The 22,169-nt window shown below is 43.4% G+C and carries 15 protein-coding genes and 1 pseudogene; 4 read left to right on the forward strand and 12 right to left on the reverse strand.

The features are described from left to right. Positions 1 to 1,014: 1,014 nt before the first annotated feature. Positions 1,015 to 1,901, forward strand: a pseudogene (locus MHH89_RS08845) (fructose bisphosphate aldolase). 380 nt (positions 1,902 to 2,281) lie between these two features. Here MHH89_RS08845 and MHH89_RS08850 read toward each other — a convergent pair. The 3 genes from MHH89_RS08850 to MHH89_RS08860 form a co-directional block, all read right to left on the reverse strand. Next, a complete protein-coding gene (locus MHH89_RS08850; protein ID WP_076128270.1) occupies positions 2,282 to 2,644 on the reverse strand; it encodes a DUF1304 domain-containing protein in 363 nt (120 codons plus the stop codon). Positions 2,645 to 2,806: 162 nt separating this feature from the next. Next, on the reverse strand, positions 2,807 to 3,640 hold the full coding sequence (locus MHH89_RS08855) for a hypothetical protein (protein ID WP_248548765.1): 834 nt from the start codon (positions 3,638 to 3,640) through the stop codon (positions 2,807 to 2,809). A gap of 92 nt (positions 3,641 to 3,732) precedes the next feature. Further along, positions 3,733 to 5,316 (reverse strand): glycoside hydrolase family 43 protein, encoded by a 1,584-nt coding sequence (locus tag MHH89_RS08860; RefSeq protein ID WP_076281682.1) that lies wholly within the window; start codon positions 5,314 to 5,316, stop codon positions 3,733 to 3,735. A gap of 121 nt (positions 5,317 to 5,437) precedes the next feature. Here MHH89_RS08860 and MHH89_RS08865 point away from each other — a divergent pair, with 121 nt between their 5' ends. After that, positions 5,438 to 6,295, forward strand: coding sequence for an AraC family transcriptional regulator (locus MHH89_RS08865; RefSeq protein ID WP_076128265.1), 858 nt, complete (start codon positions 5,438 to 5,440; stop codon positions 6,293 to 6,295). A 7-nt stretch (positions 6,296 to 6,302) separates the two neighbouring features. On the opposite strand, the gene MHH89_RS08870 is transcribed toward MHH89_RS08865, so the two are convergent. Continuing rightward, positions 6,303 to 7,757 (reverse strand): glycosyl hydrolase family 28 protein, encoded by a 1,455-nt coding sequence (locus MHH89_RS08870; protein ID WP_076194660.1) that lies wholly within the window; start codon positions 7,755 to 7,757, stop codon positions 6,303 to 6,305. Positions 7,758 to 7,969: 212 nt separating this feature from the next. On the opposite strand from MHH89_RS08870, the gene MHH89_RS08875 reads away from it, so the two are divergent. Continuing rightward, positions 7,970 to 9,076 carry a glycoside hydrolase family 88 protein gene (locus MHH89_RS08875; protein ID WP_341086863.1) on the forward strand — a complete coding sequence of 369 codons (1,107 nt, stop codon included), beginning with the start codon at positions 7,970 to 7,972 and terminating at the stop codon, positions 9,074 to 9,076. Between the two features lie 64 nt (positions 9,077 to 9,140). On the opposite strand, the gene MHH89_RS08880 is transcribed toward MHH89_RS08875, so the two are convergent. From MHH89_RS08880 to MHH89_RS08910, 7 genes are all read right to left on the reverse strand, one after another. Next, on the reverse strand, positions 9,141 to 10,202 hold the full coding sequence (locus MHH89_RS08880; protein ID WP_076128258.1) for a glycoside hydrolase family 76 protein: 1,062 nt from the start codon (positions 10,200 to 10,202) through the stop codon (positions 9,141 to 9,143). Positions 10,203 to 10,214: 12 nt separating this feature from the next. Continuing rightward, entirely contained in the window at positions 10,215 to 11,270 is a 1,056-nt protein-coding gene (locus MHH89_RS08885) for a glycoside hydrolase family 76 protein (RefSeq protein WP_341086864.1), read from the reverse strand. 33 nt (positions 11,271 to 11,303) lie between these two features. After that, positions 11,304 to 12,191 carry a carbohydrate ABC transporter permease gene (locus MHH89_RS08890; RefSeq protein ID WP_076142466.1) on the reverse strand — a complete coding sequence of 296 codons (888 nt, stop codon included), beginning with the start codon at positions 12,189 to 12,191 and terminating at the stop codon, positions 11,304 to 11,306. Between the two features lie 33 nt (positions 12,192 to 12,224). Continuing rightward, the gene (locus MHH89_RS08895; RefSeq protein WP_036688088.1) at positions 12,225 to 13,112 is read right to left on the reverse strand and encodes a carbohydrate ABC transporter permease; all 888 of its coding nucleotides are present in this window, start codon (positions 13,110 to 13,112) and stop codon (positions 12,225 to 12,227) included. 64 nt (positions 13,113 to 13,176) lie between these two features. Then, positions 13,177 to 14,481, reverse strand: a complete 1,305-nt coding sequence (locus MHH89_RS08900; RefSeq protein ID WP_076280054.1) for an ABC transporter substrate-binding protein — start codon at positions 14,479 to 14,481, stop codon at positions 13,177 to 13,179. A 44-nt stretch (positions 14,482 to 14,525) separates the two neighbouring features. Next, positions 14,526 to 15,791: a glycoside hydrolase family 125 protein gene (locus MHH89_RS08905; RefSeq protein ID WP_076280055.1), complete on the reverse strand. Its 1,266-nt coding sequence runs from the start codon at positions 15,789 to 15,791 to the stop codon at positions 14,526 to 14,528. 246 nt (positions 15,792 to 16,037) lie between these two features. Continuing rightward, positions 16,038 to 17,222, reverse strand: a complete 1,185-nt coding sequence (locus MHH89_RS08910; protein ID WP_076280056.1) for a GntR family transcriptional regulator — start codon at positions 17,220 to 17,222, stop codon at positions 16,038 to 16,040. A gap of 383 nt (positions 17,223 to 17,605) precedes the next feature. On the opposite strand from MHH89_RS08910, the gene MHH89_RS08915 reads away from it, so the two are divergent. Next, positions 17,606 to 19,300 carry a M3 family oligoendopeptidase gene (locus MHH89_RS08915; RefSeq protein WP_341086866.1) on the forward strand — a complete coding sequence of 565 codons (1,695 nt, stop codon included), beginning with the start codon at positions 17,606 to 17,608 and terminating at the stop codon, positions 19,298 to 19,300. 76 nt (positions 19,301 to 19,376) lie between these two features. Here MHH89_RS08915 and MHH89_RS08920 read toward each other — a convergent pair whose 3' ends face one another. Beyond that, on the reverse strand, positions 19,377 to 22,130 hold the full coding sequence (locus MHH89_RS08920) for a glycoside hydrolase family 2 protein (RefSeq protein ID WP_076306118.1): 2,754 nt from the start codon (positions 22,128 to 22,130) through the stop codon (positions 19,377 to 19,379). Positions 22,131 to 22,169: the final 39 nt, after the last annotated feature.

Raw genomic sequence — 22,169 nt, forward strand, 5'->3', positions numbered from 1 at the left:
GCTACACGTCCTCGCCATCGACGGTCCGGACTCAGGAGACGCTATTTCACAGATTTTGGTCATTTCGCCATGCTATCGGATTCAGATGCAGCTATTGAACCAAATCCACCCCTCTTTGGAGCAAATACTTGGTAATAAGAGCTATGCGGTCCGATACTTCTGAATAATGCTCCAAAAACACCAAATAGCTGCAATACAGTCCGAACGATGCTGTAGTATCTTCAATCTTGCTAGTCCGGACTCAGCTGACATTATACGACGATGCTTACTCGTCAACCTAGGCTATATGTCCACACTAACTATGGGTTCGGACTCAGGAGACGCTATTTCACAGATTTTGATCATTTCGCCATGCTATCGGACTCAGATGCAGCTATTGAACCAAATCCACCCCTCTTTGGAGCAAATACTTGGCAATAAGAGCTATGCAGTCCGATACTTCTGAATAATACTCCAAAAAATCTAAATAGCTGCAATACAGTCCGAACGATGCTGTAGTTTCATCAATCTTGGCTAGTCCGGACTCAGGTGACCTCAAACGTCGATTCGTACTCGTCAGTTGAGGCTGCATGTCTTCACTAACTATGGGTTTGGACTCAGATGACGCTATTCGTCGATTCGTTCTCGTCTGCGGACGCTGCAAGTACTCGCCATCGATAGTCCGGACTCAGGAGACGCTATTTCGCAGATTTAGCCCATTTCGCCATGCTATTGGACTCAGATGCAGCTACTCGACCAAAAAGTGACCTCAAACGTCGATTCGTTCTCGTATGCTTAGATTGCAAGTCTGCACCATCTTGAGATCGGACTCAGGAGACCTTACACGTAGATACCTCGTCATCCCCATGGATCAATTAGATCCGGAAGTCCTTATAACGCAGATTCAAACCACCTCACAATAGACTAGTTACCAGCCAAGTTTACAATGCCATTTGTTTAGAGCCGGTACATTAAGTGTTATAGTTAATGAACATAAGATTTTTCATTCAGTTCACGAAAGGAAGGAGTATTTTCATGAATATGGAGCAATGGGAAAGAATTCGGACGGGACAGGGATTTATAGCTGCCTTGGATCAAGTGGTGGCAGTACACCAAAAGCGCTGCTGCAATATGGTGTTGCAGAGGACAGTTACTCTAATGAAGATCAAATGTATGGGTTGGTTCACGAGATGAGAACGCGCATTATCAAGAGCCCTGCATTTGATTCAAAGCATATACTGGGTGCAATCTTATTTGAGAACACAATGGATCGTTCCATAGACGGGCAATATACTGCCGATTTTCTATGGGAGAAAAAAGGGATTGTGCCTTTCCTGAAAATCGATAAAGGTCTTGCCGACCCTGAAGACGGAGTACAACTAATGAAGCCTATTCCCGGCTTGAGTGATCTTCTGAAGCGGGCCAACGAACGTAACATCTTTGGTACAAAAATGCGCTCGGTGATTAAAGAGGCTAATCCTTCCGGTATCAAAAAGGTGGTTGAACAGCAGTTTGAAATCGGTAAGCAGATTTTAGCAGCGGGACTCGTACCTATTATAGAACCGGAAGTTGATATCCACAGTGCTGATAAAACGGCTTCAGAGAAGCTGCTAAAAGAAGAACTATCGGCCCAATTGTCTACGCTGGGCAAAGACGTGAAGGTCATGCTTAAGCTCTCCATCCCAACGGAGAATAATTTCTACCGCGAATTAGTGGATGATCCTCATGTTTTGCGAATTGTCGCTTTGTCCGGCGGTTACACACAAGCGGAGGCCAACGATAAGCTCGCCCATAATCAAGGACTGATCGCCAGCTTCTCACGTGCGTTATCACAGGGACTAAGTGCTGGGCAGTCAGAAGAAGAGTTTAACGCGCTCCTCTCCAAATCTGTAGAAGCAATTTATGCAGCCTCTATTAAATAAGATCCTCATTTAAACCAGACACATAAAAAGAGCTGTTTCCCTGACAGGTGTTCCCTGCTGGGTAGCAGCTCTTTTTTTATGATGAGAATTTACTTTAAAAGTCTAGAACTTTCAGATTAAACGCCATTTCATCTACTCATTCAGCCCACACAAGCATGCAATGGGTTTGTTAAAGTCCCTTACATCTTATCTAAGGACCACACCTGTACCTAAAACACATTAATCAACCAATTCTCTGTTGTTTCTTGGTACACCATCCATAATTCCTGTTTTTAATCCAGCGCATTTCATTACCCAATAATTTCTTGATCTTACGCAAAAAAGGCTTCCACCACGCAAGTACGCGAGGTAGAAACCTAATCGATTACTTCTATGTTATCTTAAATCGAAACCACGAGGATTAATGCAATTAAAGCTGGCAGTCCTTGCATAAATAAAATAGACTTTTTCACCGTCAGTCCGCCATATAACGCTGCCACTATAACAGTTGATAAGAAGAAGATTTCAATTTGATGACCGAAATTTACATTCGGATGAACCAATCCCCAAATTAAACCTGCCGCCAAAAATCCATTGTATAACCCTTGGTTCGCTGCCAGTGTTTTAGAAGCATCCGCAACTTCCTGTGTCATTCCAAAGACTCGAAGCCCTTTTGGCTTTGACCAAGCGAACATTTCTAAATAAACAATATAGATATGTATTAACGCAACAACACCGACCATAATATTAGCTACCCATACCATCAAAATAACCACCTTATTTTAATTTGTGTACAATTTAATTGTATCACATTAAAACTCAAAAGTGTATACAACATCTCATAAACAATTCGACACTAAAAAAGAATAGCCATAATCTTCAAAAAAAAGACTATCGCTATTCCATACGTAATGTTTTATGAAATTCTAAAATACTTTTGCAGCAATATAAACGGTTACGCTATTGTAAAAACCATAAAGAGAGCCATTGCTCCAGACGAAATTGCTAGGATCTGAAATTCCCGTATTTTGAGACGCTTGATGTCCATGTTTCTCTGACCATAGACCTGAGCTATTTTGAAGCATGAAGTGGTAATCAACGTTATCCTCAGGAATATCGACTTTACCATTACCATTTGAGTCGATCCATCCCACTCTTAGTGCAATTCGATGTTCATCGGAATTAATCGCTGCAGTTCGGCCCGGAAGTATCCGCCAACCCGGCTTAAAGTATAAAGGATTCGTATTGCCATCTTGAACCACAAGACCAGCAGTATAATACACGTTAGTAAAATAGGCAGGATCTCTGACATTTGAGACCCCGTCTCCATCACCAGGGTTGATTGCCCCTGGAAATCTTAAGGCATAACCATAACAGTTAATCCCATAACTATTTTCGGCTGTATAGGGCCACGCATGACCATAAGCGGAAGCTAGAGTTGCTTGCGGAGAATCAGGTTCAAAAGTAGGTGTTATTAGCTCCGGTGCTAACAATTCATTATTAATAAGATTGTCATCTGCCGGGGGTACAAAGCTTGATGACTCTTTGAGTTCTCCAACTGTAGTAACATTTCCTTGTGTGTCCACAATAATCGTATCGTCGCCCTTCCATTCTCCAACCCAAACCTTTTCCGGTCCAGAAGTTTGGACTTCTTTCAAATTACTCACGTCGACGTCGATGGGTGCGGCCATTGCAGCAGAGGACAGGGCCAGATTCAGCAAGAGCGTGCAGGTTAGTGCAACTTTAAAAGTCTTTTTCAAAATCACAAACATCCCTTTCTATGTAAGATAAGTAAAAATTAACATTTTATCCTAAAATAGACTATGAAGAATGTTATGGTTTTTCCGAACACCTATAAAGCTTTATATTCAAAATAGTCAAAATAAGCCGGCTTCGCTTGCTGATCCAAATCCTGAGCACATACCCCGACATAGGAACCGGTAAAGCCAAGCTTGCCGCCATATTCATCCGAAAGCGTACCAAAATCTAAGGGAGTACAGACAGCTGTCCAATTCACCCCGTCTGATGAAGCATAAAACAACAGATCACGTCCATGAATTTCCGCCTTTAGATAATAACGATCCCAATCTTTCACAGATAGCTGCATAGAGGAAATCTCATCGTATTTGCCACCTCTACACAGCACAACGCCCAAACTAGTTCCACGAATCTCATCTGCGGTAACACGCAAATAATAGTAATCACTGTCATCATAATAGAGGACTAACCCAGCCATTTGCAGGAAGCTATCCGGCTCGAATTCCAGACAGGTTGTAGCTAAGCATTCAAAATGTTGAATCGGCCGGGCAATTAAACTCTGATCATGCAGTGAAGCTAATGACTCTCTGCCGCGCAGACGAAGAAAACCCGGACGTTCCTTCAAGCTAACCCAAGATTCATCAAAAGGTACACGCAAGCTTTGGTATGGAAATCCAAGAACCTCTCCATCAAATTCATCTCTGTTTGGCAGCTCCTCAAAAGTGAATATCGGCAGGTCAGGAGCCACGGTCTCCAATGCAGGCAGCTTCCCTCCGTGGGCCAATCGCAACCAGCCATCCTCTGTCCATTCACAACGTTGAATCGCAGTTTCCCGGCCTAACGGATTCATCGTTGACGTTCCCGGAATCGGACGTGTGCATAAATGCGCCATGTACCAGTCCCCATTCTGAGTCTCAACGAGCGATCCGTGCCCTGCTTGCTGAAACGGGTAGGTCAGATCATGTGCCGTGGTCATAATCGGGAAATCCGGATCCGTCTCATAAGGACCTGTGAGGCTTCGGCTTCTAGCTAAGGTGACCATATGGTTGATGCCGGTGCCCCCTTCTGCTGTCAGCAAATAATAGTACCCATCCTTCTGGTACAATTGCGGACCTTCGGTCACTCCGATAGGTGTCCCTTTATAAATTTCATGGATAGGTCCCGTTAATTTGCCAGTCTCCGGGTCATATTGCTGCATAACGATGCCAGAGAAGTTATTGTGATTTTTACGGAAATCCCAACGCATATTAAGCAGCCATTTGGTCCCTTCCAGATCATGGAACAAAAATGGATCAAATCCGCTGCCATTAAGTCTAACCGGCTCACTCCACGGGCCCATGATTTCCGTCGCTGTAATTAAATAATTATGCAGATCTTTATATACACTTTTGCGAGATTTCACATCTGTAAATAGCAGATAAAATACGCCTTGATCATAAGAAAGCGCGGGTGCCCAAATGGAACCAGAGCTTACGTTACCACGCAGATCTACTTGTGAGGCTTCTGTCAGCACACGTGAAATGGAATGCCAATGAACTAGATCCTTGGAATGATGAATTTCTACACCTGGAAACCATTCAAAAGTAGAGGTTGCGATATAATAATCATCCCCTACTCTAATAAAAGACGGATCTGGATGAAAACCTGCCAACACCGGATTAACAATTTTTTGCGTCATAATGTTACCCTCCACTACCGGATTTTTCATAGTTTAACGTATTTATTGTATCGCTTTCATAACGATTAAAGTTATAATGAGATATAAGAAAATGTTTGTATTTTGTCATCTTGGAGGGCCTATGAAGCAGCTGTTCGAACCTGTTGTTTTTGAAGAACATAAGACCTTGATTTGGGATTATAAAATATATACCGACGACTATTACAAAGGTTATTATCACTGGCATCAATGCTGTGAAGTCATGTTCGTGTATGGCGGACAGGGAAACGTTGTTGTGAATCAGCAGATGTACGATATCCGCAGGGGAATGTTATTCTTTTTCCAGCCCTATCAGCTGCACCGGATCTATTCTGAGGTTTCTCCCGAGTGTCCTTTTGAACGAACCATCTTCTACATTGATCCACATGTTGCTGAACACCTGCTGGAGGGTTTTGCGAAAAGGAAGGCTTTATTCACAGCGCTTTGGCAAGGGAAAAATACACATTGTGCCTTTGATCTTAAGGATCACGTTGAGTCTGTGGAGTGGATTCTGGAGCAATATAATCACAATAAAAAAGTCAGTCTGACTGAGGATACCGAAGACATTTCACTGTTAATTCTTCAATTATTGAGCAATATAGGAACTGAAGATCAGCATGTATTCCAATCAGGAGAACGGCGAACCTTGCGCTATTCTGAGAAAATCATGAGTTTTATCGAAGAGCATTATCATGAGGAGGTTAATCTGGATCAGTTAGCTGAGGAGATTCACTTGTCCAAATCCTATATCTCCAGAATCTTTCATCAGGAAACCGGAGGAAGGCTTGTTGATTATCTGACTGCCCGCCGGATCAAACAGGCCTGCCGCTTGTTAGGAACGACAGACCTGCCTGTGGAGCAAATCGGAATCACTGTTGGTTTTCCAAATGCCTCATATTTCAATCAACTGTTCAAAAGAGTCCTAGGGACGACGCCATTAAAATATAGAAAAAGTAATTAGATCCAATCTACACAACCGTATTTTTTTCAGTAACGAAGAGTATATTTTTAGCAAAATGATTAATATCTATCAGCTCTGGGCGGGGGGCGTCCACCAGTTCACCATTGATCCTTAAATTGACAAAGGTCACATTTTCAACAGCTCTCTCTTCGTCATATCCATAAATTCGTGAAGGGTTGGCCGTCCCGCTATAGCTGATGTCGCGAAATGTAATGTCCCGGATGCTTGTCCCCGGCTCTGGATTGTAATCCTTGTTATAGACCACCCGCACATCAATTAGCTGCCCCCGCTCAATACGCTCTACACGTATATTTTCATATAGAACATTACATACCCTATTTCGATCCCCGGCATTAATCGCCAGTGCCCCCCAATAGTTCTCTTGCGGTTCGTGATGATTCAAGATATCAATATTTGCAAAAACAATAGACTCAATGGTGTCCCCGTTCCGTTCATGGTCCCCATGTGTACCAATCATTAATGGATGAGCGACATCCGCCCACAGAATGGAATCACGAACGCTAATATTACGGGTATCCCCATAAAAATCCCATCTCGAGCCGTAAATAGCAATACAATCATCCGAATTACGCATAAAAACATCCCGGATTCTAACCTCGGAACTAGACATAATATCAATGCCATCAGACCACCCCCGAGTGCTAAACGATTTGAAATTATCAATCACAATCTGCTCAGACTGCCCGATGAAAATGCTGTAATGTGGCGGATCAATCACGGTAATACCTTCCACATTTATGGATCGCGAAAAAATAATTCGTATCCCTCGAAAGGCCGAGAATCGATGAAAATCCGCAAGATAAATTATACCGCGACCACGAATGGATACATCATGAACTCCCTCGCATACCAAGGAACCTACAAGCACTGAACCTCCGGCAAGATACACCGTGGTTTCCGAAGGGACCGGCAATACTGTTTCTTCTATATAATGTGTGCCTGGAGCGAAATAAAGCACCTTCCTTTTTTCACGAGGATCAGCAGCGGCATTATCCAGCAGCCGTAAAAGATCAGGTTTCCGGTGTATACCCGGTTGGACTACTAGAACATTAGCATCCTCTGGTTGAGGGGCATCCTTCTCCTTAGGGTTAGCAAATAAATGCAGATTTCGAAAAATATCACCGTTGATCTCAATCGATAACTTTTGCGGACCTGTTAGCTTAAACAAAATGGTATTTCCATGATATTCGTAAGAGATCCCTCGCGAAGCCGGAGCAATGTTCACACAATCAATCTCCGTATAAAGACAGGTGACTTCAACTTCTACTGTACCTTCCAGATCAAAATAAGCCATGGATGCAGGACGCACCTCATGCATATCTACCTTAACCTCGTAAATAAACAAGCTATGCCATTCTCCTTCAGGCTGCCGTACTCTAACCTTATAATCCTCACGTCCCGGGATATCTTTAGGTGCTTTATATACTTGTAAATCATCCACTTTACCATCCTCCTGTTCATTTCGATTGTATCGCTTCCAACACCGATAAAGTTTTAATGTGTTATGCAGAAATGTTTGTATTTTGTCAGTTTTAAATTATAAGCCAACTTCAACATGACAATAATCAAACATTTCCTTATATCAAAACACAACTTTCCTGAGCTTTAGAAAGCTATACTCATAACATCCTAATTACACTGGAGGCAATAATAATGACACACCCTTATTGGCAGGAAATCATGGGTAGACTTGATACAAAAGTGGAACGTATGGTAGAGCAGATCGGTGACAAGTGCCCGCATTTCGCCGGGAAAGATGGCAAATTTGATGATATCGGTTCAGACTGGTGGACTACAGGGTTCTGGCCTGGACTCCTCTGGATCATGCATGATATGACCGGAAAAGATCTTTACAAGGAGGCTGCTTGGCATTGGGACGGTACCTTGGAGGAATGGTTTGTTAAACCAACGGTTGAGATGCATCACGATGTGGGATTCCAATTCCTTCCGACCGCTGTAATCAAACATACAATTACAGGTGACGAAGATGCCCTGCGCAGAGGAACTGAAGCTGCGAATTTCCTCGCTGCCCGCTATAATCCTGTAGGCAAATTCATCCGCGCATGGAATGAAGATAAATACGGCTGGGTAATTATCGACTGTATGTTAAATATCTCCCTGCTGTTCTGGGCCAGCAAAGTGACAGGTGATCCCCGCTATAAGCATATTGCAATTAGCCACGCCGAAACGACAATGCAATTTGGCATACGTGAGGATGGATCCACCAAACATATTATTTCTTTTGACGCAGAGACAGGTGCTTATCTTGAGAATTTTGGCGGTCAAGGCTACTCGGCTGAATCCTCTTGGAGCCGAGGAACAGCTTGGGGATTGTACGGCTTTATCAATACTTATCGCCACACTGGTGATGAACGTTTCCTGAACACGGCTAAGCGGATCGCACATTATTTCATCTCTGCTTTGCCTGAGGATCAAGTCCCTTATTGGGATTTCCGCCTAGAGGATGATACCCGGATGTTCCGAGATAGCTCCGCAGCCTCTATAGCCGCTTCAGGATTATTAGAGCTTGCAGATATCGTACCCTTAGGCGAAAAAAGTCTATATGCAAATGCAGCGGAGCGAATTCTGCGCTCACTGACGGAAAATTACGCAACCTGGGAGCTGCCGGAGCATGAAGCGATTTTATTGCACGGAACTGGCAGTGGCAATTCCTTCATTGATGTATCCCTGATCTATGGAGACTACTATTATATTGAGGCTATCGCTAAATTAAATGGCTGGAAACATCGGATTTTCTAATTGCAGATAGTTAATTTAAACAACAAAAAGACACCTCTCTTGAGGTGTCTTTATATATTTCAGGCTATTCGTTCACCAGTGCCGCAGCACCCTCCAGAAGCATCAAGCCGCTGAGTTGAATACTCAGCTGAACCGGAAGCTCCGGTTTCACTTCCCACGATGAACTGCACAGACCCAGTTGTTTATCCAGACCTTTTTCCCACAACTGCATTGCATTGGCCAATATAACCTCGCGAATACGGATATTTACAGGAGATATTTTACAGAGCTGAACCAAATAACGAATCAGAATGCCCTTGAACAATCCAGTATCATCAATGCCTTCATCAGGCAACATCAGATTAATTGGATCGCATAACCGATCAATACATGTATTAGCCGTTCGAATCGCATCTTCTAAGTAATGAACATCACCCGTATTCTTGTAAAGCTCTAGGCCAGCGCCTAGAAACACTCCCTGACAGTAAGTAAACTCCCAGTCGTAATCGATCTGGCCATCCCCAAGTCTATTCATCCCATCCCACACAAAACCAGTCGTAGAATCCATCAAATATGTCTTGTTCCATTCATAGATACGGAGCGCCCACTCCAGATCCTCTTGCTTATGAAAAAGTTCATATAACCGGGCTGCAAGAATGACGGCAGGTGCATTGGCAGGTGTGTTTTTATAATCTAGCTGATCCTTCTTCCACGCCAGACCTCCACCCAACTGTTCATTCCAAGCCGTCTTAATATCCTCCCATAGATCAAGCACAGCATTTAAATAGGCTTCATGTCCTGTTACCCGATAAGCACGCAGCAACGCCAATGCTGTCCATTCCATATCATCATAGTAATTATGCCTGAAAGTCCCCCCGTTATAAGCTTGCAGACTCTGACTTAGCTCCTTAATTTTCAAGGAATACACAGGATCTCCACTACGCTCATAACCATCTACTAAAATATCAATGACATGAGCCTGCCACCAATAATAAAAGTTTTCCCCCGCAACGTTGTACGCTCTGGGATACCATTGGTTCATGATCCCCGTCTCAGCATTATAATAATTACGTAGTAGACATTGTTGGAACCACTCGGACTTTTCCTGCCAACTGACTGCTTCTATGGCTTCCTTTGCTTGTGTCATTAAGAACTCACCTCAACCCTGTTCCTTAGTTAATTCAGCCATCTTCTCCAGCAGCTTAATCGCACTAAGCTGGGAGCTGAGCTGAATTACACCAGCAGAGGACGAAGTCCAATCTGTGCCAAACAACACTTTATCCTCTGACTTTCCTTGTTCCCAGAGACATTCTGCATTCGCTCGCAGGAAATCTACAGCTTTAACTGCTGCGGAATCAGCTTTGACCCATTCAGCTGTATAGCGAATCAGGATTCCTTTAAACAGTCCCGCATCACCATTTCCTTCATCTGGCAGCACACCTCCCTCAGAGTCAGCAATTTCATGGGCTGCGGCAGCAAAGGTTAGACGAGCATCCTCTAAATATTCCTGCTCTTTAGTGATACGATACAGTTCAACTGCTGCGCCAATGAAAACACCTTGGTTGTAGGAGTATTTCCAATCTTTATCGATCTTTCCATCGCCAGTGCGATTCATGCCATCCCATACAAAACCCGTTGCCGGATCTACTAGATGCTCTTTTTGCCATCTGTATATTTTTAACGCCCATTCAAGATTGCCAGCTTCACCAAAAGCTTGATACAAGCGTGCCGCAAGTATAGCTGCCGGTGCGTTGGCTGGTGTATTTTTATAATCCAACTGTGATTTCTGCCAAGCAATTCCACCGCCCATATGCTCGTTCCAACCTGTCTGAATGTCGTTCCATAAAAGAAGGGCTGTATCTTTATAACCTTCCACTCCTGTTGCTTGATAAGCACGAAGCCACGCGAGAGCCATCCATTCCATATCATCATACAACTCATTTGGCCACATACCACCATTTCGTTGTAGCAGACCTTCATGAAGTGCGGAAAGCCTTTTGGCATACCAGTTCTCTCCAGTCCGCTGTAGTCCATCTACCAATACATCCACAGCATGGGCCATCCACCAATAATGAAAAATCGTGTTGCATTCTCCATTTGGACAAGGTGTTTCTATATTGTACATTTTGATCGCTTCATTCCAGAAGAATGAATCCAATGCAGCTTGTGCTTGATTCGCCCGTTCCTCCCAAATCCCTATCTCCAATTGATTCATATAGACTCTCTCCCTGGTTCGATTTTTATTGCATTAACCCTTAATACCACTGAAGGCTATCCCCTGTACAAAATAACGCTGAAGAGCTAAAAACAACACCAATATCGGCAAGATTGCTACTAGCGCTCCAGCCATCATTGGACCGTAGTCTGTTTGAAAATTATAAGAAAAAGCTTGAAGTCCCATCTGAATCGTTGCTTTGTCGGGATCATTCAGCACAATCATTGGCCACAAGAAACTGTTCCAGCCCGCTTGGAAGGTAAAGATACTTAAAGTAGCCAGCGCTGGTTTAGTCAACGGCAAATATATCCGCCAAAATATTTTAAACTCTCCACAGCCTTCGATCCGGGCCATTTCCATCATGTCACTAGGCAAGGTGAGAAAGAATTGCCGCATAAAGAACACAGCAAAGGTTCCAGAAGCGCCCGGAAGAATAATCCCCCAGAAGGAGTTCATCAGCCCGTTACCCCCGCTACCAAAAATATCATTTCCTCCAAAAAGAGGAATATGGCGCATGACATAAACCGTGGGGATCATCGTCACAATGCCTGGTATCATCATCGCCGCAAGCAGCACGCGGAATATCGGCTTATTGAGCTTAAAATTCAATTTTGCGAACGCATAACCACTGATAGAACCAAAGAACAGATTCGCCAATACACCCGCCACTGCAAGTACAAGCGAATTCCAGAAATAGAGCGCAAACGGAACCGTAGTAAATGCCTTACGATAGTGTTCTAAGGTCAAATGTGAAGGAAACCACCGGATGGGCATGGCGAAGATCTCTTCGTCAGGCTTCAAGGATGTAAGAACACTCCAATAAAAAGGTAGAAACATTACGATAGCAATAACTATGCACACTATATAATAGATAGATTTGCTTAAGCTTCTTTTTAATAACGAACTTCCGCTAGTATCCATACCTCTATCCCCCTTCTGCATGGCAAGCCCGGCTTATACAATGGACTCCTCCGCCTTTGTGATCCGCATGTTTATTAGTGAGAAAATGAGAATCGCCACAGCAAGCACAAATGCTTGTGCAGACGCATAGCCCATTTGCAATTGATTAAAGCCCTGCTGATAGATCAGATAAACTGGAGTCTTTGTCATATTCGCCGGACCACCCTGCGTCAGCACAAAAGCTTGGTCGAACAACTGCAACGCACCAATGATTGACATCGTACTGACAAGAAAGGTTGTTGGTCGCAGCTGCGGCCAAGTAATAAACCGGAAACAAGCCAGCTTATTAGCACCGTCCAGCCGTGCAGATTCATACAAATAGTCGGGCACGCCCTGCAGACCTGCCAAGTAGATAATCATATTAGAACCTACCGATTGCCAGAGGGTAAGCATAATAATGGATAACATCGCCGTTCGGGTCTCGGATAACCAAGCTGGACCCGTAATCCCAACATAAGACAACAATCCGTTAACCAAACCAAATTCAGGATGCAAAAGCCAGATCCAAACGGTAGCAGCAGCAACGGCGGATGTAAGGGTAGGCAGATAATTCAATGTGCGGAACAACTTTACCCCACGCCAGGATCGACTAAGCAGAATCCCGAGGAGAAGCGAAATCAGAATATTAAATGGAACGAAAATGATGGAATACAGAAATACATTTCGGAATGTTTTCCATAACAAACTGTCCTCTATCAAACGGCGATAGTTATCAAAACCGATCCAATCGTTTCTACTAAGTACATCGTAGTTGGTAAAGCTTAAATATAGCGCCATTACCACAGGGATGACTGTGAATACTGTAAACAGCAATACCGTGGGTGTAATAAACAGATAAGCCGTCCGCGCCTGATGTTTCTCTAGTTTTCTGATGGAAGCCATTTCAGCTACCCCCTCCTAAGCAAAAGGGAGGCGAAACCTCCCTTCACTTCAAATGTCTTACTTATTATTTCACTACTTCATTATCCTTCAGCATTTTGTCGCCCTCTTCTTGCGATTTCCTCAAGGTCTCATCAATGCTCATCTTGTTTTGCTGGTTAAGCTGCAAATTAGGGGCCAAAGCATCAGTCTCCATCACGGAATATCCAGGATGGTTCGGACGAACCTTGGCGAACTCCAACGTTTCCAGAAACGGCTGCCACTTTGGATCATCCTTGAAAAATGGATCTTCCATCGATGGCTTATAACCCGGCAGGTTTAGACTCGTCTTTGCCCAGAGCAACGCGTTATCCTTGTTCGCTGTCCACCATTTGATGAACTCCCATGCTTCTTCCTTATGTTTGGAGCCTTCTGGAATCACTAGCCCAAATCCACCCATGACACTACCTTTATCACCATTTGGTCCGGCCGGAGGAGGAACGATTCCATAATCCAGGTCTTTACCATATTTGTTATAGGTGCTGAGCATCCACGGACCGGAATACAGCATAGCCACTTTACCTGTGACAAAAGCATCTTGCCCTTCACCAAGTCCAAGTTCGAACCCTACTTTATACACTTTGTCCTTGTTCATTAGGCGATCCCAGAACTCAAGCACCTGCTTGCCCTGCTCATTATTAAAATTGGTCTTTCCATCCTCTGTAAGCATGGTGCCGCCAGCCTGTTGGAGATACATATTAAAAAGTCCCAAATCTCCCATAGAAAAACCTGCAGTCTCCAATTTATTTCCATTCCATTTCGTTAGCTTCGTAGCCGCTGCCTCTAACTCATCCCAAGTTGTTGGAGGCTGAAGTCCTGCTTCTGCGAGCAGCTTCTTATTATAGAAAAGAGCACGGGCATCTACTGTAAGCGGCAGCCCATATAATTTGTCATCGTATGAAAGCTCCCGTAGGGATTCACTGTAGAAATCATCTTCGGAAATACCGTCACGCGTTAAGTATTCATCCACCGGATGCAGTACATTTTTCGGGGCATACAGCGAAGTTCTCCAACGGTCCCAAAACAGTACATCAGGAGTGCCGCCATTGGTCGCAGAAGTTAGGAATTTCGTGATCATATCCTGTTGCAGCACATATTTTACGTGAATTTTATCCTGCGATTTATTAAAAGCATCCACCATGGTCTCGAATTGCTTCTGCCCCTCACCGCCCCAATCTCCCCAGAAGGTAAGCTCTGTCTTTTTCCCGGTACTGCTCCCAGCTTTGCTTGTGTTTCCGGTCTCTTTGTCCGCAGATCCGTTATTGCCACCGCAGCCCGCAGCAAGTGCAGTAGTCATTACCAAAACAATTGAGGTAACCAGCCATTTTTTCATGTTCTCTATCCCCTTTAGAGTCGATTATTCAAACCTTGTTGGTCTCAACCGCGCTTAATCTGCTTACCACAGCGCATGAGTACAAGCTCACAGAACATCATGTTTGCCCAAGAGAACCATGGACGTGTAAATTCATCAGGATTATCCACATGAAACCCTTCATGCATAAATCCAGTTCCTGCATCCGTCTTCTCCAGCAGATGAAGTAAGGCTTCCTGTTCCTCAAAGCGGGTAGATGTCATTCCCTGCATCGCTAAAGCTATGGGCCAGATATACCGATTTGGCGTATGCGGACTTCCAATGCCAGCAGCCGCTTTTCCTGCGAAAAAATAAGGATTAGTGCTACTTAAAATAAGTTCACGGGTATTTTTATAAATAGGATCATCAGCAGTCACATAACCCAAATAAGGGATAGAGAGTAGACTAGGTACATTTGCATCATCCATAAAATTCACCTGTCCCAGACCATCTACTTCATAAGCATAGACCGCTCCAAACTCTGGATGTTCTACAATTCCATACTCACTTATTCCCTTATTAAGCTGGTCAGATAGTTTTCTAGCTTTCTTTTCCAGCTCCTGATCACCTAAAATCTTACGGGCAATTTCACACACATATCGTAAAACAACCACCGCGAACATATTGGCCGGAACCAAATACCCATATTCACAGGCATCGTCACTAGGACGAAATCCAGACCAAGTCATTCCGGTATAAGCCGTCAACGTCCCTTTGCCTTCTCGAGCTAACGTATCCGTGGGCGGACAGTTCATCCGTTGAAAAAGATATTTTGAATCGCGCTCATGGTTCTGTTCGGTAGTCCATAATGTTATGATTCTTTCTACGCCTGTTACAAACGACTCATTAAACTGACTAGTACGGCCCGAATTCTTCCAGAGCAGATAACTCAGTTGGATTGGATAACATAACGAATCAATTTCATATTTTCTTTCCCAGACTCCCGGGCTCATCTCCGTCAGATCCTCTTGGTGGCCATGCCCACTTTCTTCTTCATTGAATGCGTTAGCATACGGATCAAGCTGGATGTAAGTAAATTGTCTACGTACAAGTCCCTCAATCATGTCTGCAATTTCTTCATCTTCGGAGGCAAGGATTAGGAAAGGTCTGACCTGTGCGGCGGAATCCCGTAGCCACATCGCTGGAATATCTCCGGTAATAACAAAAGTGCTTCCGTTTGGCATTCGTTTTAAGGTTGTGTTCCAGGTGTTGGCCATACATTTCTCGAACATTTCGGCTAATTTCGGGCGATCACTCAGCTGTGCTTTTACGCTAGATGCCAGTTTATGCATTGACTCGGGTATTTCTCTAGTTGCTTTCAGTTATAATACCCCCTTTTTCTTTTTAAATTTGAAGCGCTTTCATTGATTAGTATATTGTCATGTAATTAGTATGTCAATATGTTTATTTTATTATAATGATATATCAATACATCTATAATGATAAATATATATCTAAAACAAATAAAAAAACCCATCCAAAAGGATAGGTTTTTATAACAACTAATATATGTTTAATTTGGAGAATAAGCCAAAATTCTATTTAGAGATAGATTGTTTAGCGGAGCTTGTGGATTCACCAGAAATCAACTGAGCTTCCAGCATTATCTTATTGGACACACTCTGCCCGTTCATAATTCGCAATACATTTTCTACTGCAAGCCGCCCCATCTCTTCTTCATTTTGCCGTAAATGGGTAAATGCATAACCCGAACCAAGTGGAGTTGGCGGACTATCAAAGCAAATGATCGAAATATCTTCTGGAATTCGTAGCCCAAGTCGTTGGACCGCAGTTCTAGCCAGCAGCGCAATATTATATTCCACAGCAAAAAGCGCCGTTATTGTTGGATTCTTTTGCATATGAGAAATTAGCCGCGAAATGTCATGTTCAATATTCTCATCGTTGAAGGAATCCGGTAGTGTTGAGGTCAAATCGCTGACCCACAATCCCTTGTCTACAGCTATTCCCCGTTCCGCATGCGCTTGAATAAATCCCTCTACCCGCTCTTCAAGAGCTGTGGTATCCGCTGGAGGTGGAGAGAGAAAGGAGATATGAGTATGCCCGAGATCAAATAAATACTCCGTACCTTTGAGTGCAGCCTGCATATTATCAGTACTGATCGATGCTGCTGCCACTCCTTTTAAATGGCGATCTACCAGAACTAGCGGGAACCGCCCTATCACCAATTTTAGAATCTCCGCATTAAAAAATTCGCCTTGAGCCGGAAAAATGATCAGACCATCTACACCTAAGCTGAGCAACTTCTGAATAGATTTCTCTTCGTTCTCCGGCACCCCAAACGTTCTTCTTAAAACCAGAAAACAATCATTATCACGTGAAGCCTGCTCCATGCCATAAATTAAGCCTGTGCCATAGCTGTTGCCAAAGTCGGTAATAACCAGACCGATCGTCTTTTCCTCATGGTTAAAGGAATTGAAAACAGTTCCGTCGGAGACCGTCCCCGGAGATATCGCTGATTCCATGTAATCGACTGCTGGATCTGCCACAAATGAACCTCTCCCCGGTTTTCTCACAATTAATTGTTCCGCGGCGAGCATTTCCAGAGCTTTTTTACTCGTAATCCGACTAACATTATAGGCTTCAGCCAGTTCTTTCTCAGAGGGAACCCGTTCCCCTTGTCCATAGGATTTATTAACGATAAGCTGCTTCACTTCATCAAATATTTTTTCATACATCGGTTTGGATGATGTTGTCTCACTCATGACTTTCGTTATCTCCTGACTCTAATTTTTTCATCTTATACATAATAATATATCATGATATATTAAGTTTGTCGACAGTTGTGCGGCTACAGCAAAAAAAGAGGGAGGAAGGATGTAAAGTGGAAAAATACAAAACTTCGTATATAAACAGAGATAACCCGTATGCAGTGAATGCTGGTTAAATAAAGGCTAAGTAATCGCTATAAATATCATTTCTACTATATTCTTAGATAATATCAAACCGTATTTCATCTAACAAGTTTTTACACTTTTGTCCATTTGTTCTTTTTTTATTCAAAAACAGCTAACACAGGTCTATCGTAAATTGCTGTTCAGAATATATAATAGAGACTATCTGGTATAGAAAGGAAGTTGAATAGTTAATGAAATTTAATGATTATCGCTATGAGCGCCCGGATGTAGAGAAGTTCAAACAGGATTTTAACAACCTGCTTAAAGATCTCAATGACACCGAGCCATTAGAAGTGCAAAAGGCTTCCGTTACCGCTATTAACAAGCTTCGCAATGAGTTTGACACCCTGCAGACATTGGTTAGCGTTCGCCATTCGATCAATACAACAGATGAATTCTACAAGGCTGAACAGGAATTCATGGACGAGATTGGCCCTATCGTTCAGGAATACATAACGGACTACTACAAAGCACTCGTCAATTCCAAATACAGAGCCGAATTCGAACAAGAATGGGGCACGCAGCTGCTTCAGCTTGCAGAAGTAGCTCTGCGTACTTTTAGTCCAGAAATCATCGAAGATTTACAATTGGAGAACAAACTCTCTACAGAATACGCTCAGCTTATCGCGTCCGCCAAGATTCCATTCGAAGGCGAAGAACGGACACTGACTCAGCTTACTCCTTTTGAATTGTCCACGGACCGCGATATGCGCAAACGTGCTTCACAAGCCAGATATGATTTTATGTCTGAACATGAGAGTGACTTTGATCGAATCTATGACGAGCTAGTTAAAGTCCGTGACCGCATTGCTAAAAAGCTTGGTTACAGCAACTTTGTTGAGCTAGGTTATGACCGGATGATGCGTACCGATTATAACGCCGACATGGTAGCCAACTTCCGGAAACAAGTTCTGGAGCATATCGTACCCGTCTCCCAACAGCTTAAGAAACGGCAGACTGAACGCCTAGGTCTGGATGCCTTGAAGTTTTATGACGAGAACTTCAGCTTCAAGACTGGCAATGCCACTCCTAAAGGAGATCCTGACTGGATTGTAGCTAACGGATCCAAGATGTACAAAGAGCTCTCTCCGGAAACTGATGAATTTTTTACTTTTATGTTGGATAACAATCTAGTGGATTTAGTAAGTAAAAAAGGTAAGCAAGGCGGTGGCTATTGTACTTACTTCAGCCAATACCAAGCACCTTTTATCTTCTCAAATTTCAATGGAACCTCAGGGGATATTGATGTCTTGACCCATGAAGTGGGGCATGCCTTCCAGGTGTATGAAAGCCGAAATATTAATGTACCTGAATATGCTTTTCCTACTTATGAAGCCTGTGAGATCCATTCCATGAGCATGGAGTTTTTTGCTTGGCCATGGATGGAATTGTTCTTTGAAGAGGATGCAGACAAATACCGTTTCAATCATTTGGCAGATAGCCTTCAGTTTATTCCTTACGGAGTTACTGTAGATGAATTCCAGCATTTTGTTTACAGCAATCCTGAAGCAACCCCTGCTGAACGTAAGCAAGCATGGCGAGAAATCGAGAAAAAATATTTGCCGCACCGCAATTATGAAGGTAATGCTTATCTGGAACAAGGTGGATTTTGGCATAAGCAAGGCCATATCATCGCCTCCCCGTTCTATTACATTGACTATACACTAGCACAGCTATGTGCCTTCCAGTTCTGGAAACGTTCAAATGAAGATTTTAAATCCGCTTGGAGTGATTATTTAGAGTTATGTCAAGCTGGAGGAAGCAAATCCTTTATCAAGCTGGTTGAACTTGCGGGCCTGACTTCACCTTTTGAAGATGGCTGCATTAGTTCGGTCATTGGAGAGATTGAAAGCTGGTTAAACAGCATTAATGATAAAGAACTTTAATAATACCTTGCAGTACCGATAAAAAAGCAATCCCTGCTTCTTAGCTGGGATTGCTTTATTTTCATATTAAGGTTATTTAGCGATAACGAATCAACAAGTCCAGTGGATAACGACCTGCATTACGGCCATACAAAGCTAGCCCGCCGTCCTCTGCTTGCAGTTCCAAACGGAAAACACGATTGCGATCCAGCTTCGCTGCTAACTGCCCCGGTACACTTGCCTTGCATAGGTAGCCATAAGATCCAGCCTCATCCAGCTTATTCGCTATTGGCTGATAATGCCAAGACAAAATCCCTCTGCTATCAGCTGGATCATCCGGTAAATAGAAAGAACCAATCCGCTGCCCATCCACCAGAACGTTCACTCGGGAAGGATGCCGCTCTTCATCCGTCATATAATACGTATTCGGATTATATTCCACCCTCGCATCTGCCCCATGCATAAGATCAAGGCCCATATCATTAAGCTTCGTACCTTCAACATGCCGCGCCAGCAATCGTTTAGCACTTGCTTCGAACATGATTTCGATCTCACCAATCATTGATTTATCTGCTGCATCTGGCAGTGTAACCTCGTATACATACTGACCTTGCCCAGCACCATTGATCTTAGATCCTTGGATAGCATCCCATTGATGCTTAAAGTTATGATCGGTATAAGCTCCCACTGGAATTTGAATAAATTCTCCTTCACCTTTAAACAATACAGTGTTATTACCGCCTCTTACATCAAAAGTAATGAAATTCCGCGTGATCGCTTCACCCTTCTCATTAATCAGAGAAACAGCAAGTATTGCAGCCGCCTCCTGACCAGGCATTGTAATGTTCAAAGAAGGAAGTATAGTGTTTCCAAAGTTATCCCATTTCACAGACATATGTCCACTTTGCGCAGTGACCCGAGTCCCCAAATTGTCGTACCACAGTTCCCATTTCAGCTTCAAATTATGACCGTGATAGCTGTCCGCGAAGCTGGAACCTAGCAAAGGTACTTTAACACTCTGCCCTGCTTCTACTGTCTGGCATGGAGGAGCATCTAACACGATAAAATCTGGGGAATGCAGATCCGCAATCGTCATCCCGGGAACAAAATCCCCATATCCAAAATCTTTATCGCTCCCGTCTAGCCGGTAATAACCATTAAACTCATTCGTAACATCACGGAATTCAGTAAATACGAATCCACATAGCTTATCATGCCGCCGGAATTCATTCATCATATAGCGGTAATGCCATGCCAAATCACTGTCCCCTGCACCACCTTCTATCCCCCACACGTTACCGCATTCGCTGTTCATTAGAGGGGCATCAGACTGTACGTTGCCGCCAATACAGTTAAACTCCGATCCCGGGAATGTTTTATCTACAACCTCATTTAAGTGGGCTTGCAGCTGCTCGTAACCATTAATGTAAAAGTGCCATGTATTAATATCCGATTCCACATGATCATAATTACACGGCGAGTTATCCTCAACAATTCTAGTCGGATCAAGCTGCTTCGCCCAGCGATATTTCTCCCGCACCCATTCCTGTGTCTCTTTAAGATAACTACTCTGCTGCTGTACATCACTTGTGAGGCTAGCCTCCTGAGCATCTGTCTTCAAACCCCAGGTCTCGTTGAACATAACCCACGAAAAAATAGATGGATGATTATAATCTCGTTCAATCACCTCAAGGGCTTCTCTCTCATAGGAGGCTCTGGCCTTGTCATCCGGATTACCCCAGAAACAAGGCATATCTTCCATAACAAGAATGCCAAGCTTATCCGCCCAATACAGCTTACGGGGTTCTTCGGGCTTGATATGAATTCGCACCATGTTTAGCCCTAAACGTTTCATTAGATATATTTCATCCCGCATGTCTTCATCCGTTGGATAGGTGAAAAACCCTGTCTTGTGATAGGACTGATCAAGAGTACCGTTCAAATATATCGGTTTACCATTTAAGGTGATCCACCGATAATCACGATCTTCAAAGCGGGCAGTCTGAATTTCGCGAATTCCGAAATAAGTGCTGACTGTATCTGTACCAAACGATCCACTAAGCTGCAATTCACCTTCATATAAATAAGGATTTTCTGGACTCCACAAATGCGGATTGGGAACATCGATAGACAGCTTACATTCGTTCACCCCTGCTATAAGCTGCAGCTTCTCTGTATGAACAACAGAATGATCAGCGAATTGCAGCGTAAACTCTGCCGAACCCGTTTCATGCGCAATTATTCTTGTAGTTACCTTCACCTGTCCATCTATACGGGTCACAAACTTTGCATCTTTCATATAAGTTTCGGGACGTGCTTCAAGCCATACAGGCTGCCAAATTCCACGGATTTCTCCATATCCTTGTTTGCCCCGCGCTTGATAAGCATGATCGAAATCCTCAGCTCTTACGACAATATTATTCTCACAATTAGCTGCCCAGTAAGGTGTAATATCAAATTCAAATGAACCATATCCACCTTGATGTGAACCTACATGTTCTCCATTTATCCACACATCACATGAATAATCTACTGCCCCAAAACGTAAAAACAATCGTGTTTGTTGGTCAACAGCCTGCCCATTCACGGTGCGGCGATACCAGCCTATTCCTTGTTGATCGCAGCCAATTCCGGATAAGGGACTTACCCAAGAAAAAGGTACAGTGATCATTGAGTCGTAAGCGATTTCAGGATTGGAGTACCATAACGCCTTCATACCTTCATTGTTCGGATCAAACTTAAATGACCATTGCCCATTCAAATTCATCCATTCATGACGTTGCCAATGTGGATGAGGGTGTTCAGAACGAGGAATCGCAAGTGTCTCAGAAGCTAATATAGAAGTTGTCATATGGCGAGCACAGCCTTTCAAAATAAGAAGTTGAGCCCA

Source organism: Paenibacillus sp. FSL H7-0323, assembly GCF_038002725.1.
In the GTDB taxonomy this organism is placed as follows: Bacteria; Bacillota; Bacilli; order Paenibacillales; family Paenibacillaceae; genus Paenibacillus_AQ; species Paenibacillus_AQ odorifer.